Origin of the sequence: Psychrobacter sp. bablab_jr014 (assembly GCF_016464015.1) — a bacterium.
In the GTDB taxonomy this organism is placed as follows: Bacteria; Pseudomonadota; Gammaproteobacteria; order Pseudomonadales; family Moraxellaceae; genus Psychrobacter.
Genome location: NZ_JACDXT010000009.1, coordinates 175,264 through 190,407 on the forward strand (window position 1 = coordinate 175,264; position 15,144 = coordinate 190,407).

The window sequence follows — 15,144 nt, forward strand, 5'->3', positions numbered from 1 at the left end:
TATCTTTTTTGTGTGAGAACTTAAAGATTAACCGTTCGCTATTTTTTTTGCCATTAATTTATATCCAATGTTCAACATGCCCTACTCTTTCTTAATAGCTTTTATAATACTTAATAAATTTTTGTCAAAAAAAAGAGCAGTAAATAAGTATAATAAAATAAACACAACCCCAAAAAAAATAATAGTAATAAAATCATTATGAAAATAGGGTTGAGAATATATTTTAACTACATAGAGAATTAAATATATAACTATACCTATTCCATATAAATGAATAGTATCTTTCATTTGTTCAAGCATTGAATATGAAATAAGAACTCCGCTATAATGCATATTAATCATAAATGAAAAGTATGAAAACACAGTAAGTGATATAGCTAAACCAGTAACTTGGAACTGCAACCCTATTAAAAGTATAATTACACCTAAGATTTTCTTTATAATCTCGGATTTTAAAAATAAATCGCTACGCCCCTTAACTTTTAGTATATTCAAATTATAGACACTAACTGGTCTTACTATAGATGCTAGTGCTAATATTTGAAAATATGGTACGGCTGGTAGCCATTTATCGCCAAATACAAATCTAAAACCTTCTTCTGCAACTAAGATTAATGAAAGCATTACTGGTACAACGCAAAGAAGTAAGAGCTTCATTGTTATACGATAAACTGATTTTAATCTTAAGTCATCATTAATTTTTGAAAACAATGGGTAAGTTACTTTTCCAACTACAGAAGTAATTTGATTTACAGGGAAGAGACGCATTGTTTCTGCCTGATTAAAAAAACCAACCGCTGCAGGAGAGAAAAATTTACCTATAACTATTCTGTAAGCATCGTTATAAATCGTATTAATTAGACCTGATATAGTAAGCTTATAACCAAAGTCAAAATGGTACTTAAAACGATTTTTGTCAAATATCAAAGAAGGGCGCCAATCAACGAATAACCAATATTGAACTGTAAATGCAATAGCTCGTATTAAATTTAACCAAACTAGACTCCATACACCATAACCTTTATATGCCATTGTCACCCCTACTACAGCTGAGATTATAGTAGCAGGAATTTCCAACTTCATTTGCAGCTTAAAGTTCATTTCTTTAGTAAGTTTGGCAGCATGAACTGCTACTAAAGCTTGAATTACAAATGTTAAAGCGAAGAGACGTACTATATCTGTAAGTATATTCTGATCGTAAAAATAAGCAATATAAGGTGCAGAAACATACACTACCCCGTATATTAAAAAACTTACTATAATATTAGTTACGAATACTGTAGAGTAATCTGTTTGATCAGGATTTTTAGTACGGATTAATGAACTTGTCATCCCTCCATCCATAAGGGTTTGGCCTATAGATATGAATATAACAACCATCGCTATAAGCCCAAACATTTCAGGCATCAACAGTCTTGCTAATATTATTTGAACTACGAAGTTGATAATTTGCACACTAAATTGTTGTACAAAGTTCCATTTAACTCCAGATATAGCTTGCTTTTTAAGACTCATTATAATTCACTATTTATTTAAAATATCAGATCTAAATTATAATTATCCTAAAAACTCAACATACCAGGGCATTACTTTCTCAATGCCTTGAATAATATCGAATTGTGGATCATAGCCTAACGCATTCTGTATTTTAGTAATATCAGCTTGGCTATGGCGCACATCACCTTCGCGGAAGTCTCTATAGATGGCGTTTTGAGTATAGTTTACGCCATGGAGCATTAAACTATCTTGTAGTGCTGTAAATAACGTATTCAATGTCGTACGACCACCTACCGCTACGTTATATACCTGATCTTTAGCGTCATCATCTGCGGTCGCAGCCAGTATATTGGCCTGTACTGCATTTTCGATAAAATTAAAGTCGCGACTGGTCTCACCATCGCCGTTGATAAATACTTCTTCACCCTTAATCATTGCCGCGGTCCATTTAGGAATGACTGCCGCATACGCACCATCTGGCGTTTGACGCTTACCAAAGATATTGAAGTAACGCAGACCAATCGTCTTAAACCCATAAGTACGCGCAAACACTTCTGCATACAACTCATTAACATACTTAGTCACCGCGTAGGGCGATAGCGGCTTACCGATATTGTCTTCTACTTTAGGGAGTGCTGGATGATCACCATAAGTTGAGCTGCTCGCAGCATAAGTAAAGCTGGATACCTCTGCATCACGCGCCGCAGTCAACATGTTTAAAAAACCAGTGATATTAGCGCTATTGGTTGTAATCGGGTCTTTAATAGAGCGCGGTACAGAGCCTAAAGCCGCTTGATGCAGTACATGGTCGACACCTGCACAAGCCGTCTGGCAGTCTTCAAAGCTACGGATATCCCCTTCAATAAAACGAAAGTTTTGCCACTGCTCATCACTGACTTGCGACTGTACTTCGTCTAAGTTGTGCTGAAAGCCTGTGGCAAAATTGTCCAGTCCCACTACAGTCTGATTAAGTTTAAGTAACGTCTCAAGTAAATTTGAACCGATAAATCCCGCAACACCTGTAATCAGCCACGTTTTTTTATTGTTTAGCAATTCTTGTTTGACTTGCTCATACTTTGACATAGTGCTTTCCATTTTTAAGCTATTGATGGTTTATAGACGGATATCAGTATCATCTTTGGTGAACAAGTATTTTAAGTCATATAATACGTGATTGTCACGACCCAGATCTCGGATAGCAGATACACCCATTTGCGCAAACTCTTTGTGCGCAACGGCTAGAATAATACCATCGTACTTACCCTTACTCGGTTCAGAGATAGGCGCGATGCCATATTCATGCTCAGCCTCGCTGGCATCTACCCATGGGTCGTACACATCGACATCGATATTATATTCTTGCAGCTCGTGTACGATATCGATGACTTTGGTATTACGCACGTCTGGGCAGTTCTCTTTAAAGCTCAATCCCAAAATCAGTACCTTAGCACCCTCTACCTGAATGCGCTTTTTAATCATGTTCTTAACCAGTTGCGTAGTCACGTATTCGCCCATACCATCATTGAGGCGACGACCTGCCAAGATAACCTCAGGATTGTAGCCAATCGCTTGCGCCTTATGCGTAAGGTAGTATGGGTCGACACCGATACAGTGACCACCGACCAGACCTGGACGGAATGGCAAAAAGTTCCATTTGGTGCCTGCAGCTTCTAGTACTGCCTGCGTATCGATACCCATTTTATTAAAGATAACGGCAAGCTCATTGATAAGGGCAATATTCACATCGCGCTGGGTATTTTCAATCACCTTTGCTGCTTCAGCCACTTTAATAGACGCCGCTTTATGTGTACCCGCAGTGATCACAAGGTTATAGACCTCGTCTACCAAGTCTGCCACTTCTGGCGTTGAGCCAGCAGTAACCTTTAAAATATTGGTTACACGGTGCTCTTTATCACCTGGGTTAATACGCTCTGGGCTGTAGCCTGCATAAAAGTCTTGGTTAAAGCTCAAGCCTGACACTTTCTCTAGCACAGGGATACATACTTCCTCAGTTGCGCCAGGATAGACGGTCGACTCATAGACGACGATATCCCCTTGCTTTAACACGCCGCCGATGGCCTCTGAAGCTTTGATAAGCGGTTTCAGATCTGGCTGTTTGTAGTCATCAATTGGTGTTGGCACAGTAACGATAAAGAAGTTGCAGTCTGTTAATTCATTCATATCAGCGCTATAGCTCAGCTGAGTCGCCTCTGCCAGCTCTTCTTCGCTAACCTCTAGGGTGTGATCGACACCTGCTGCCAGCTCATTAATGCGTTGTTGATTGATATCAAAACCAATCACAGGGCGATGCTTGCCAAATTCAGCCGCCAATGGTAGTCCGACATAGCCTAAACCAATGACTGCGATTTTAATATCATTAACCGTTAACATAGTGGTTCCTCAAAGTGGTTATTACTCATTATTCAAAACTGTATTATCAATAAACTGTTACGTTGTCTGAGAGTCGTCTTGACGGTATCCTTCAACAAAAGTGGTTAGTTGTGATTTTAACCAAGTCACATCATGTGATCGCGCCTTGTCAGGCGTTTGCGCTAAAACCTGCTCAATATCTTGTAGCGGAAAGCTGTGCTCCATGGCCTGCATAATCAGTGGGTGCTCAGTTGCTTCAATATTGTCATCACCAATGATCAGCTCTTCGTATAGCTTTTCGCCAGGGCGCAATCCTGTAAAGATAATTTCAATATCGCCATTAGGGTGACGCTCATCTTTGACCTCACAGCCACTTAAGTGAATCATACGCCGCGCTAAATCGACGATTTTGACAGGATCACCCATATCAAGTACAAAGACTTCGCCACCTTTTGCCATTGCGCCCGCTTGAATCACCAAGTTGGCTGCTTCAGGAATGGTCATAAAGTAGCGTGTGACATCAGGATGAGTGACCGTAATCGGCAAACCTTGCTCGATTTGTTTGGTAAAAACAGGAACCACAGAGCCAGAAGACCCAAGCACATTACCAAAGCGCACCATGCTGATACAGGTCTTGGTATTGTCTTGGCTAAGTCCTTGGCAGGTCAGCTCTGCTAAGCGCTTGGTCGCCCCCATGACATTGGTGGGGCGCACTGCCTTATCGGTTGAAATAAGGACAAAAGTCTCAACCTCTGCACGAATGGCTGCCCGCGCACAGTGATAAGTACCTTTGGTATTATTAATTAAGCCTTCGAAAGGGTTGAACTCTACGATGGGTACATGCTTGTAAGCGGCAGCGTGATAGACAGTTTGTATGCCATGCTCACCGCACACGCGGTACAGCTTATCTTCATTAGTAACATTACCAATAAGTGCGATAATTTGAATCTCTTGGTAATCAGGTGTATTTCGTTGTTTAGCGAGCAGCTCTTGATGGATACTATAGAGCGCAAATTCAGACAATTCGTATAATATCAAGCACTTCGGCTTATTTTTAATGATTTGTCGGCACAGCTCGCTACCGATAGAGCCGCCTGCACCCGTTACCAAGACGTTCTTACCTGTGATATTTCTGGCAAGCAGCTTTTCATCAGGCTCTACAGTTTGTCTGTCAAGTACGTCGAGAATGTCAATACGACGCATATGGCTGACGGTTACCTTTTCATCCGCAATCTCTTCTAGACTTGGTAGTTCTTTGATTTTTATAGAAATATCAGCCAGCTTGTTAATGATCTGACGTTTGCGCGCCCGACTGATAGATGGCACTGCCAAGAAAACTTGCGCAATATTTAATTTATCCACTAACGTCATTAAATCTTGTGCCGCATAAATTTGCTTACCTAGAATGTAAGCATCGGTCAGTTGTGGATCATCGTCGACGAAGCCAACGACATTATATTTATGTGAATATTTCAGACTTTCTAATAGCTTTTGTCCTGCAAGGCCTGCGCCATAGATAACTACATTATCAAGCTCTAAGGCGTTTTGGTAAGACTGAGGACCGCTACGCAAACGGGTTAGTAGCTCTTTTATCGTGAGCCGACTGTTCCATAACCAAATAAAAAACAAAAACAAAAATATAATGGGTACTGAACGAGGCATCGTCGGTAGTATGTCAAGATACAAAATCGCTTCGTACAATACAATCAAGACAAGAAATAGCTGTAAAACGCGCCCCATTAATGCATCAAAAAAACCGCGCGCCACGCCTTTATAAAATTTGATGAGGTGTAGACCAATCAGCGGTATTAATGCGTAAAAACACAACGCCCAAAAAGGCACATGAGTGTCCATATAACCAAAGCGTAGCGACAAGGCAAAAAATAGGCACAACACGGCCATAAAGAAATCGGCAGTCGCTAAGATACTTTTTTTGACAAAACGAGGCAGCCCTAAAAGCTTATTAACCATATGCTGTGTTCGGCCTATAAAGTTTTTATTGATTCGACCCCAACAAAGATGTTAGAGCCGTGTTTATACAGATAATACTCAGCAGCGATACTGGTGATTATTTGTTATTACCATAAGCATAGTTGTAATGATAACTGTATTTGCTCATCTTAGTCTGCTGTACATCATTGAGTACAATGCCGTCAATTTGAATATTGGCTTTATTCATTTGTTTGATAGCGTAGTTTAACTGACCTTCAATAGATTTGTCATAGCGTGTTACCATCAGTACTTTATCAGCATATTGTGACAAAATCATTGGATCCGAAGCCGCCAATACAGGGGGCGAATCAATAATGATGTAATCATAATGTGTACTCAACTGCTGCATCACATCATCAAAACGCTCACCTGTTAATAAAGATACTGGATTGTGCGGCTGCTTACCACGTGGCATAAAGTCAATGTGATCCATAGCCGTCGGATGAATGGCATTAACAGTACTGTCTTCTGCGATATGCTCTGCACTCAATAGCTCAGCCAAACCATTGTCAGGCTCCATATTAAATAAGCGATGCATCTCACCCAAACGCATATCTGCATCAATAACCAAAACTTTCTTATTTAATTGACCGAAGACTTCAGCTAAGTTAGCAGCGATAAATGACTTACCAACACCAGGACTCTCGCCAGAAATCAGAATGACTTTGGCACGATGACCAAGCTTGCCCACTTCAGGCATACCAAACATTAAATAGGTACGTAGGCTCTTAATGGCTTCATAGCTCAAACTATTGTTATCGACATAAGCCAGCAATCGATTGGAGGCGTTCTTCTTCTTTGCCAAGCGCGATAACGAGGACGAACGTGGAATCGTCGCAATAACAGGTACGCCTGTCGTCTCTTCCACGTGCTCAGGATCTTTGACGACTTTACGCAATAGGCTTTTAACTAAGACAAAAATAGTGCCCAAAATAGCACCTAGCAACAAGCCTAAGACAATAATCTGTAGCTTCTTTGGCGCAATGGCTTTAAAAGTACTGATAGGCAAATCAACAATACGTGCATAACCAATCTGCCCTGCTCGTACAATTTTTAATTGCTCATAGTTTTTGAGCATGGTCAGATAGATTTCGCGGTTAATAGCCACATCTTCTGATAACTGCAGAAATTCGCGTTGAATTTCAGGCAATCCAGCAACAGTATTGTCAATCTCTTGCTTTCTATCGTTCAGCACTGCAAGTTGTTCGTTAATCTGTACAACCATAGGATGCTCTTCAGTATAGTAGGTCGTCAGATCTGCTTTTTTTAGACGCAGCTCATTCAGCTGACTGTCAATCTGAGAGTTTTCTGTTAATAGCAGCTCTGCCTCTTTACTAACATCTATCGTGCCATATTTAGTACGGAACTGATTGAACTTAGATTCTGCATCTTCTAGCTTTTGCTTGAGCGTCGGAATCTGCGTTTCCATGAAACTGATTGTTTTGGTAGTCTCTTCAGAGCCTCTAGACTGGTTTTGGTCGACATAAGACAATACAATTTGCTCTAGTATGCGACTGACCTGCTTTTGATCATTGCCTGTCAGAGACATCTGAATAATACCCGTTTGTTTGCCCTTTTCAACCACCGATAATCGACCGTTAATACCATCTGTCGTAACTTGTAATGACTGTTTAGTAATATTAATGGTATGGGCACTATCAGGCAAATCATTGACTGTAATGAGAATGTCACCATCCGTGCCACGAAAACGATAAGACTGATTTAACTGCCCTTTAAACTCATCAAAACCATTACTGAGTACAAACCCAGTATCTGTTTTAGTCAGTTGAAATTTTTGGTTTAAATAGGCTGTAGCCACTTTAAACTGGCTGATACGTGCCTGTCCATCATCAGTATTAAGACTGACGCCTTCAGGAATATTGATTTGGGTAGCTGTACGGTTTTGTTTTATTTTATTTAATACGCCGACTGCAGGGTCTGATAATACGATATCTAGATGTAGCAAGTTTACGACAGGCTCTAACACCATACGCGACTTGATTAGCTCAGCTTCTGTTTGGGCTGGGCTCACATCGGGAGAGACAAGGTCTGAGATGTTTTGACCTAATGCAGCAATACCTTGAGACTTGTCATCAATCTGAATGAGAGCGTCGGACTTAAAAGTTGGATTGACATAACGACTATATAATAAGGCCAAGACTAGACCCAATAATGCACAAGCAATAATAACCTTCCAACCACGTAATAACACCATGGCCAACGCCATGAGATCGATATCGTCCTGATCAGACTCTTGGCTGCTTGACTTTGGTAAATTTTGTGACTTTGTAATCATAACTCTTCACTACTCAACTGATTTTGTTAAACCATTGATTTAGGCTACTAATAATGTCTTGCTTGGCAGTATCAAAAGCAAATTCATCATGTCCATACGGGTCGGCCACATCTTTATCAATCCAATGCCCAATACGAAATGTCTTACCACGACAGTGCGGCCACTGATCTTCAATCCATTTGGTTTGGCTGATCGACATGGTCAAAATCAGATCCGCTCGCTTGACTAAGTCTTCGTTAATCTGCTTAGCAATGTGGTTGCTCATATCTACGCCATCTTCAGCCATGACGGCTAGCGCTTTTGCATCAGCGCCGCTACCGACGACCGCGGACAGACCTGCTGAATCAATGTGTTTGCTTGGGTAATGCTGTTTGAGCAGCGCCTCACCTATCGGACTGCGACAAATATTACCCACACAAACAACTAAAATATTATTAAAACTCATAGTACGTGCCTATCTATAAACTTATAATCCAGAAATACTTCTAATAGCCGAAGTAGAGGGTAACAGTGCACTGATGACACGGTTCCAACGCGCAAGACCTGTCGGATCAACATAAACAATATCGTTGGATTGCATTTGAAAACGATTGGCTAAAGAAAAATTGGTAATCGTTTGCATGTCTACATAATAAATGTCTGTCAAATGCGTACTTGGATTATCACGGACTACATAAACTTTAGTAGCATCTGCGGTACTGGCGTCCAACCCTTTTGACTGTCCTAGCACTTGTGCCAAGCTAAGTCCTTGCTCCAAAATAGGTACGGGTTCTACTTGACCCAATTCGCCCAAAACATATACTTGATTGCGACTTTGACTATTGATATGGATAGCATCGCCATCTTGAACATAGAGTTGATTAGCAGAAACACCTGCTTCGCGTAAATCCTGCAATCCGATATTATAGCTACGTCCATTACGGTTAAGAACGATGCTATTAGAGTCTCCTATGTCTGTGGCACCTCCTGCCATAGAGATAGCACCATAGAGTGATACAGGTGTATCTGCAATCACAAATTCACCAGGTTGTTTCACCTCACCATCAATAAAGAACTTATTCCCACGATAGTTAACCACCTTAACTTGTGGATCAGGATACTTAAGATAGCGCTGTAGTCGACTGCGTAAGTTGGCTGTAAATTGAGGTACGCTTAGGCCGCTGGCTTTAATACGTCCAATCAATGGAAACTGGATATAGCCTTGTTGATCAACAGGAAAGCCTGAAGCATAGGGATTGGTATTATTGGCGTTGTTGATAGGCGCTATGTCTGGATAGCTGGTCAATATAATACTTAGGATATCACCTTCTGCAATACTGTAATTAACTGGGTTTGAGGTCTTTAGTAGCTGCGCCACGCTATTGTCAATACGAGCAACCTTTTTAGGCGGTAGGGTAGCAAGACTAAGTGGGCGTACATTAAACTGTAGGCCATTTTCAGCGACAAATGTACCCGTAGGTGGTAGTTTTCCTGTATTTAGTCCAGGATTAATCGTTGTTGTGGCACAACCATAAAGCGTGCTGCTCACTAAAATACATGCTGTACACAGCAACTTTGTTGTCTGGTGCATAGAACATCACCCTTAATCATTGTACGTAACTGTCGAAAAATCTCAGCGTGTCAATAAGATAGGTTTTAGCATCGTTATTGACTTTTTTACGCTCTTAACATAAGTAGGCAGCATCATAACATAAGTCATTCATGATTAAATAATAACCACTTTTAATTAACATAAAAATATATTTTATTACCGTTTGTCCTTAAAAATGTATCTCTATACAAAAATACCTATCAAAGTAAGAACATAATGACAGATTATGGCATAATAGCCATCGTTTATACCTCATTATTGACAGATAGTTACCAAAAATAATAGGGGTATATTCGACATCATATTTACCTACTCTACATTGCGAAATGTCAATCTACCGAATCAAGGATATTGAAATGAAAGACGAAAAATTGCAAAAAGCACTTGCCCGTATGGGTCTTGGTTCGCGCCGCCAAATGGAAGAAGTCATCAAAGCAGGACGTATCTCTATCAATAGCACGCCTGCTACCATTGGCGACCGCGTCAGCCAAGGTGATGAAATACGCGTCGATGGCCGTTTGATTAAATATACGGCTGAGAATGAAAAGCGCCGCCGCGTGCTGGCATACTACAAGCCTGAAGGCGAGATTTGCTCAGCGCAAGACCCTGAAGGTCGCCCTACGGTGTTTGACCGTTTGCCAAAACTGACCCATGACCGCTGGGTAATGGTTGGTCGTTTGGACATCAACTCAACAGGTCTGCTACTGTTTACCAATGATGGTGAGATGGCGCACCGTTTGATGCACCCATCAAATGAAATCGTACGTGAATATGCAGTACGCGTACTGGGCGAAGTGACGCCTGAGATTGCGCGTACCTTGACCTCTGGTGTGATGCTCGAAGATGGTTTGGCGCAGTTTGACGACATCAAAGAAGGCGGCGGTGAAGGAATCAATAAATGGTATCACGTGAAGCTCAAAGAAGGCCGCAATCGCGAAGTACGCCGTCTGTTTGAATCACAAGGTCTTAAGGTCAGCCGTCTACTAAGAACGCGCTATGGTTCGATTGCTCTACCAAAAGAGCTGCGTACAGGTCGTTTTTTGGAACTGGACAAAAAAGAGATTCATACCTTAACCGATTTGGTAAATCTGCGTCCACGTCATGGTACAGGCTTGCATGGTGCAGCCAAACGTAAGCAAGAACGTATCAAAGACAAGCCACTAAAAGCGCGCCGTAGCCGTCAATCGGGGCGTGACCGTGATGACAATCGTAGCTCAGACAGTAAGCCAAACAACCGCAAGCCCAATCAAGCACGCAATCGTAAACCGCAATAATGGCGCTATGCGTCTGATGTAAAACACGAAAAGCCGCTAACATTCTATTGTTAGCGGCTTTTTTTTGCCTTTATTAATTTTCTACTAGGGCTTATAAACGTTTGTGTTGGTCAATGTAGCGGTTCATAATATGTAAGTCATTTAGATGTTTTTGCTGCAACGTTTGTAATACTGTATCTAACTGCGCTTCAACACCTTGTAAACTATTCGTTAATAGCTGTACTGCGGTATCGTCCTGCATGGTGTGTGGCTCATTTTTCTGCGTTAACGTATGCTGCAAATGATAACTGCGCAGCATCTCTGGTAGCCGTGTCTCAATCAGCTTATGTAAAACGATGTGCTGCTCGCTAACGGTGTGCGCGGCAATGTCTGCATTACTGTTATGATACTGCTGATATAGGTTTATCTTATCGTCGATACGTTGTAGCTGCGTCAGGTGCGTTTTTGATAGACTTTGCAAATGGGCTTTGGGGATATTGAGCTGCTGTAAGCGCACGTCTTTTAGCATCAATAAGGCATTTGGATTGCTGTACACCATGGTGCCTGGCGTAATTCCCACCATGCGATGCAGCGCATGCCAGCTTTTTTTACCGACATACCACGTCGCTACGACAATGACCACGCCTGCTCCTACCACTATGCTCATAACCATTCACCTTAGTGTTGATATCGCTGCCTGCTGTGACTTATAGATGGTGGTCTTGTCTGTTAGATGCAAGCAGGCTATATTGTGCCTTACTTAAGATCACATGTCCTCAAAGCGCTTACTTAAATAACGGTTGGCAACCAGCAGCTTTTGCCCATCTTGATGATAAGCGGCGTCCAGTAAGTTATCAAACTGATGGTTAATGGTGGTCAACACTTCGATTAGTGCCTCTTGACCTGTGACATTAGAATTATTGATTTTGGTGTACTTAGTACGCTTGCCACTCATGTCATGCAGACGGCGATAATCTGCAATCGCTTGCGGAATATGTTCATCCATTAGGTTTTGTATCATAATATACGTTTCGGTAACCATATCTTGGTCATCAATCTTGCCATCATTGTTGGTATCGCCATACAGCAAACGCAGCTTTTCCCCTTTTTGGTTGATGTCGTCTAACAACATCTTGATGTCCGCAGGCAGACTTTTTTCGGGCACATAGCCAAGCCTTGGAATAGCCTTATAACTGAGCATTTTGGGCGCAGTGATTTTTTTTACAGTGCGATAGCCAAAATATAAGCCTGCAACAGGCAATACGCCATATAAAATAAACATCACGAACATCGCAGTCGCTTGGGTCACAACAGTATCCTTGCATCAATCAAAAATTCAGAGATTTATGATACCTAAAGCGATAGGGAAATGAACAGTTGGCTATTGTTACACAAAGCGGCTCGCTAACTAAGTATGTTACTGCTTTTTTATTACCCTTCAGTTTTTGGTACGGCTTTTGACATAGCGATGGGTGGAGGCAAGTCGATTGAGCACGGTCTGATGTAATTCATCCAGCAGCTCGTCCAGCTCATAATCTATTTCTAAAAATAAATCAATCAAGATATCGCGTGCGCTCATCTTATCGTGCGTGGTACTGTTTTTGGTGCGGTGCGGGCTAAAGCGTAGCAGCTGTTCATAGTGATACAGCGCTTCAGGAATACTCTCATTAACCAGTTTATCAATCACAAATTGCTTTTCGTTTTGCGTCGGTTTGGCATCGAGTTCACTACTCCAGTCGCGATAGCGCTTTAATTTATTATTAATGCGATCAAGGATAGCTACCGCTTCAATTGGCATGGCATTTAGGGTGTCTTCGTTCACGACGTCGATCAGTTCGGTCATAATGGGGCAACGTCCATATCTAAGCGACCATAAGGTATTTGGGTCAAATGGTGGGCGGTTCTTCGGGCGCATATTTGCGCGATTTTGCAAGTATCTGTCGGTCAATGGCGTGGGCGCACGACTGTCTTGTACTTGGTCAAGGGCGCTACAGATGCGCTCGGTGCGCGCTGGCTCATGTAGTGGCGTAATCGTCTGTGGATGAGTGTCTTCCTGTACGGTATCTATTTGTCCATTCTGCGCCGCTTCACGCAAGGCGGTTGCCACTTGTGTGGGTGCATCATCTTGCGATTGAGAAAAAGATTTGAGCATTCTTGCCAGACTGACGACCATGGTAGTCTATGTTCCTAGTCTATGGGTAATATCGCACGCGCTGTGCCAATAAGCTATACTACCAGCTTTTGTCGTTTCTGCCAGTAAGCAAACGTCATTGTTTACTGTGCGCGTTTGTTGCTATTGCTGTTTTTTATTTTTGCAGGCTTTGCTAAGTGTCTATTGTTTACATTCAGCTCCTTTAATAATGATTTTTTTATGATAAATACCGATTATCTGTCAGGCTTATTGCTTGGGCTGTCGCTGATTTTGGCGATTGGCTCACAAAATGCTTTCGTTCTCAAGCAAGGTCTAAAGCGCGAGCATGTGTTTTTTATCTGTCTGTTTTGTGCACTTAGTGACGCGATACTCATATCGGCGGGGGTGGCAGGTTTTGGTGCGGTGACTGCACGTTATCCGCACGTGGTAGAAATTGCAAAAATTGCAGGGGCGCTGTTCTTATTGGTCTACGGCTTACAAAGCTTGTATGCCAGTTGGCGCAAGTCGCATGCGATGAGCACAGAGGGTCAAGCGGTCGGCAGTCTAAAAAAGGCATTATTGTTATGTTTTGGCTTTACGTGGCTCAATCCGCACGTGTATCTAGACACGCTGGTGCTGGTCGGTATGGTCTCGACTGGTGCGAGCAGCAAGCTGGTGTTTGCCAGCGGCGCGGTCTCGGCATCGTTTTTGTTCTTTTTTGCGCTCGGCTATGGCGCGCGCTTACTCAGACCGCTGTTTGCCGCACCAAAGGCTTGGAACGTGCTGGATGCATTAGTGGGTGTATTGATGCTGTATTTAGCAGGGCACTTATATTTTGGCAGTTAAGGGAGATCCATTTTGCACCATAAGCGCGCCTATCATGTAAAGCATGGCTTAGCCTACCAAATCGGGAAACAAGGTGCGCAGACCATTAACGATAATCTCTACCGCAACTGCGGCAAGCAGCATACCCATGATACGACTCATAATGTTCAAACCCGCATCGCCCAAAAAGCGACTGATGCGCCCTGCGGCCATCAATGCCAAATAACAAAATACACTGATAAATAAGCCTGCAATCAAAACCGCCGAAACGCGAGCAATACCTGTAATCTGCGCTGAATAAATGATGACCGTCGAGATACCACCTGGCCCAATCATCATTGGAATGGCCAGTGGCACGACCGCCGAGGCCACACTTGGCGTCACCCCGACAGTATGATCCACTTCAAAGTTTTCTTGGTCAGGTTTTACAGGGTTACCATCACCATTCATCATGTTGATAGAAATCAAGAAAACCAAAATCCCGCCTGCAAGCTGAAACGAGCCGATAGAAATACCTAAAATACGCAGCAAACTCTCACCAGCAATGGTAAAAAAACTGATGGTCACGAAAATGGTCAAACTGGCAACTTGGGCAATCTTACGCCGATGCGGCATAGAATAGCCGCGCGTTAAGTCGATAAACAGCGTCAATGCACTAAATGGGTTAATCAACACTATAAAGGCTAAGATAATTTTGATGATTTCCGTATTCACTGACGGCTCTCTTTTGAGTCAATAAAATCAAATTTATAGCCGATGACAGTGACCATCATGTCGTAGGCAAACATGACAGCGCAAGGGCTATAAGAACACTATATGCACTTTAACACACAAAAAAAGCGCTGCATAATCATACAGCGCATGGTGATAACATTCAGTGTATCAAGATACTATGTCAGTTTGTATAATCAAATTAATTTAAAAATGGTATAGCAAGATTAAAGGCTATTTTTCGTAGCCTCTGGAGACGAAGTCACAGCAAGCAAGAAAAATAGCCTTTAATCGAGCATGTTTTTGATGTTATATCAGTTTTATTTAGGTTCTACTATAGGGCGTGTTGAACATTCGCAAATAGGCACTGCTGATCGCTAAAATTGTTCCAGACAAGGCACAAAGCGACGATAATGCAGATGCCTTAGCGAGATTTGTAACGCAGTATGGGGCAATTTTAGCATCAGCCCGCAGGGAC

At 42.1% G+C, this 15,144-nt stretch carries 13 protein-coding genes; 2 read left to right on the forward strand and 11 right to left on the reverse strand.

All coding sequences use genetic code 11. The annotated features are described in order from the left end of the window. Window positions 1–81 precede the first annotated feature (81 nt). The 7 genes from JIE71_RS02745 to JIE71_RS02775 all read right to left on the reverse strand — a co-directional run bounded on the left by JIE71_RS02745 (window position 82) and on the right by JIE71_RS02775 (window position 9,725). Window positions 82–1,515, reverse strand: a complete 1,434-nt coding sequence (locus tag JIE71_RS02745; protein ID WP_199507189.1) for a lipopolysaccharide biosynthesis protein — start codon at window positions 1,513–1,515, stop codon at window positions 82–84. A gap of 42 nt (window positions 1,516–1,557) precedes the next feature. Then, window positions 1,558–2,580 carry an NAD-dependent epimerase/dehydratase family protein gene (locus tag JIE71_RS02750; protein WP_199507190.1) on the reverse strand — a complete coding sequence of 341 codons (1,023 nt, stop codon included), beginning with the start codon at window positions 2,578–2,580 and terminating at the stop codon, window positions 1,558–1,560. A 30-nt stretch (window positions 2,581–2,610) separates the two neighbouring features. Then, window positions 2,611–3,888 (reverse strand): Vi polysaccharide biosynthesis UDP-N-acetylglucosamine C-6 dehydrogenase TviB, encoded by a 1,278-nt coding sequence (tviB, locus tag JIE71_RS02755; protein WP_199507191.1) that lies wholly within the window; start codon window positions 3,886–3,888, stop codon window positions 2,611–2,613. A 57-nt stretch (window positions 3,889–3,945) separates the two neighbouring features. Continuing rightward, window positions 3,946–5,838 (reverse strand): polysaccharide biosynthesis protein, encoded by a 1,893-nt coding sequence (locus JIE71_RS02760; protein WP_199507192.1) that lies wholly within the window; start codon window positions 5,836–5,838, stop codon window positions 3,946–3,948. Between the two features lie 97 nt (window positions 5,839–5,935). Continuing rightward, window positions 5,936–8,155, reverse strand: a complete 2,220-nt coding sequence (locus JIE71_RS02765) for a polysaccharide biosynthesis tyrosine autokinase (protein ID WP_199507193.1) — start codon at window positions 8,153–8,155, stop codon at window positions 5,936–5,938. A 13-nt stretch (window positions 8,156–8,168) separates the two neighbouring features. After that, entirely contained in the window at window positions 8,169–8,600 is a 432-nt protein-coding gene (locus JIE71_RS02770) for a low molecular weight protein-tyrosine-phosphatase (RefSeq protein ID WP_199507194.1), read from the reverse strand. Between the two features lie 21 nt (window positions 8,601–8,621). Beyond that, a complete protein-coding gene (locus JIE71_RS02775; protein WP_199507195.1) occupies window positions 8,622–9,725 on the reverse strand; it encodes a polysaccharide biosynthesis/export family protein in 1,104 nt (367 codons plus the stop codon). 377 nt (window positions 9,726–10,102) lie between these two features. On the opposite strand from JIE71_RS02775, the gene rluB reads away from it, so the two are divergent. Beyond that, window positions 10,103–11,020 (forward strand): 23S rRNA pseudouridine(2605) synthase RluB, encoded by a 918-nt coding sequence (gene rluB, locus JIE71_RS02780; RefSeq protein ID WP_199507196.1) that lies wholly within the window; start codon window positions 10,103–10,105, stop codon window positions 11,018–11,020. Window positions 11,021–11,111: 91 nt separating this feature from the next. Here rluB and JIE71_RS02785 read toward each other — a convergent pair whose 3' ends face one another. The 3 genes from JIE71_RS02785 to JIE71_RS02795 all read right to left on the reverse strand — a co-directional run bounded on the left by JIE71_RS02785 (window position 11,112) and on the right by JIE71_RS02795 (window position 13,172). Further along, window positions 11,112–11,666 carry a hypothetical protein gene (locus JIE71_RS02785; RefSeq protein WP_199507197.1) on the reverse strand — a complete coding sequence of 185 codons (555 nt, stop codon included), beginning with the start codon at window positions 11,664–11,666 and terminating at the stop codon, window positions 11,112–11,114. A gap of 99 nt (window positions 11,667–11,765) precedes the next feature. Continuing rightward, on the reverse strand, window positions 11,766–12,308 hold the full coding sequence (locus JIE71_RS02790; RefSeq protein WP_199507198.1) for a hypothetical protein: 543 nt from the start codon (window positions 12,306–12,308) through the stop codon (window positions 11,766–11,768). A gap of 129 nt (window positions 12,309–12,437) precedes the next feature. Continuing rightward, window positions 12,438–13,172: a hypothetical protein gene (locus JIE71_RS02795; protein WP_228284502.1), complete on the reverse strand. Its 735-nt coding sequence runs from the start codon at window positions 13,170–13,172 to the stop codon at window positions 12,438–12,440. A 198-nt stretch (window positions 13,173–13,370) separates the two neighbouring features. Between JIE71_RS02795 and JIE71_RS02800 the strand changes: the two genes are divergently transcribed. Beyond that, on the forward strand, window positions 13,371–13,976 hold the full coding sequence (locus JIE71_RS02800; protein ID WP_199507199.1) for a LysE/ArgO family amino acid transporter: 606 nt from the start codon (window positions 13,371–13,373) through the stop codon (window positions 13,974–13,976). A 48-nt stretch (window positions 13,977–14,024) separates the two neighbouring features. Here the strand turns inward: JIE71_RS02800 and JIE71_RS02805 are convergent, their stop codons facing one another. Beyond that, window positions 14,025–14,669 (reverse strand): MarC family protein, encoded by a 645-nt coding sequence (locus JIE71_RS02805; protein WP_199507200.1) that lies wholly within the window; start codon window positions 14,667–14,669, stop codon window positions 14,025–14,027. Between the last annotated feature and the right edge of the window lie 475 nt (window positions 14,670–15,144).